The 1466-nt window shown below is 58.0% G+C and carries 3 protein-coding genes; all 3 read left to right on the top strand.

Annotated features, from left to right (window positions below; all coding sequences use genetic code 11):
- Positions 1-120: 120 nt before the first annotated feature.
- Genes ADADOO_RS17800 through nudB form a run of 3 tightly spaced genes read left to right on the top strand, consistent with a single transcriptional unit; the run spans position 121 to position 1371 of the window.
- Positions 121-480 carry a guanyl-specific ribonuclease gene (locus ADADOO_RS17800; RefSeq protein ID WP_511278859.1) on the top strand — a complete coding sequence of 120 codons (360 nt, stop codon included), beginning with the start codon at positions 121-123 and terminating at the stop codon, positions 478-480.
- A gap of 10 nt (positions 481-490) precedes the next feature.
- Positions 491-919, top strand: a complete 429-nt coding sequence (locus ADADOO_RS17795) for a barstar family protein (protein ID WP_511278858.1) — start codon at positions 491-493, stop codon at positions 917-919.
- Positions 916-1371, top strand: a complete 456-nt coding sequence (gene nudB / locus ADADOO_RS17790) for a dihydroneopterin triphosphate diphosphatase (RefSeq protein ID WP_511278857.1) — start codon at positions 916-918, stop codon at positions 1369-1371. The genes ADADOO_RS17795 and nudB overlap by 4 nt, the downstream gene beginning before the upstream one ends.
- Positions 1372-1466: the final 95 nt, after the last annotated feature.

Genomic DNA, 1466 nt, shown 5'->3' with positions numbered 1-1466 from the left:
GCCCAGTGCTTGCTCACCGACGCGCCGTCCAGCGTCGACGAAAAGCAGTTGCGCGAACTGCACATCCGTTTGCGCCAGAAGGTCGAAACGCAAGTCGACGTTAGTCCGACCTAAACACCGATGCAGATTTACCTGCGCCTCCTGATCGTCGGCTGGCTAGCGATCGGGAGCGCATTCGGTTTCAGCTTCGGGCGCGATGCTACGGTCGACACGATTTTTGTCGCAAATTTACCCGCCGAAGCCGGGCAGACACTCGCTCTGATCAAGGCTGGCGGTCCATTTCCCTATGCCCGCGACGGCATCGTTTTCGGCAACTTCGAAAAACGCCTACCCATGCACCCACGAGGCTACTACCGGGAATACACGGTAAAAACACCATGGCGCAAGGATCGTGGGCCTCGCCGGATCATCGCTGGCCGCGACCGCGATTTCTATTACACCGACGACCACTACCGGACCTTTCGGCGAATCGCGGAATAGGGACATATCGATGAGCGACAATCTGCTCGAAAATGCCAGTGCATCCGGGGTATTCCACCTGGCGGCGACCCAACAATCCACCATCGAAACGGCTGCTCACCAAGCAGATTTACGCATCCTGAAAGCGAACATCGTTAGGCCCACCTCAACGCAAGACGTATTGCTTCAGCTCGGTTCGGCACTCGAGTTTCCGAACTGGTACGGCGCCAATTTCGATGCCCTCTACGACTGCCTGACCGATCCTGACTGGCAACCCGCCAAGGGTCACGTCCTGTTCATCAACGGCATCACCCGCTTGCGGGCAGCGCACCCAGTTGATTTCGCCACCTTGATCGAAGTCTTGCAGGCAGCCGCCGAAGACAGGCGAAAAACGCCTGCGCCCTTCTGGGTGCTGATCGACGCCCCGGCCCGGGGCATTCCGACGCTCGCCGAGGCATGACCACCGACTACAAACAGCCGCTTTCGGTGTTGGTCGTCATTCACACCGCCGCCCTTGATGTACTCCTGTTGGAAAGATCCGCCCATCCGGGATTCTGGCAATCGGTCACGGGTAGCCGCGAAGGCAGCGAAACGCTGATCGACACCGCTCGTCGCGAAGTTCGGGAAGAAACCGGGATTGACACTGCCGGTGGCCTGTTGGTCGACTGGCAGATGACCAATACCTTCGAAATTTTCACCGATTGGCGACACCGCTACGCCCCCGGGGTCAGCCATAACGTTGAACATGTCTTCAGCCTGCAATTGGCTGATCGACCGGCCATCAGCACCGCGCCTGACGAACACCGGGACTGGCAATGGCTCCCTTGGCAAAAAGCTGCCGAGCGCTGCTTCTCATGGAGCAACCGGGATGCCATTCTGATGCTCCCCAAAAGGCCCTCGTTCGGGACTTGAAACTGCCAAAACCTCTCCTATATTTGGTCCATGAAAGCTTCATTCACCAAGGAGAAAACCATGGCAAACATCACCCGAATCGACCCATTCGACGA

This window comes from Azonexus sp. (assembly GCF_036170495.1).
GTDB lineage: Bacteria > Pseudomonadota > Gammaproteobacteria > Burkholderiales > Rhodocyclaceae > Azonexus.
The sequence above is the reverse complement of the archived record's forward strand: the minus strand, read 5'-3'. Positions and strand labels throughout refer to the sequence as shown.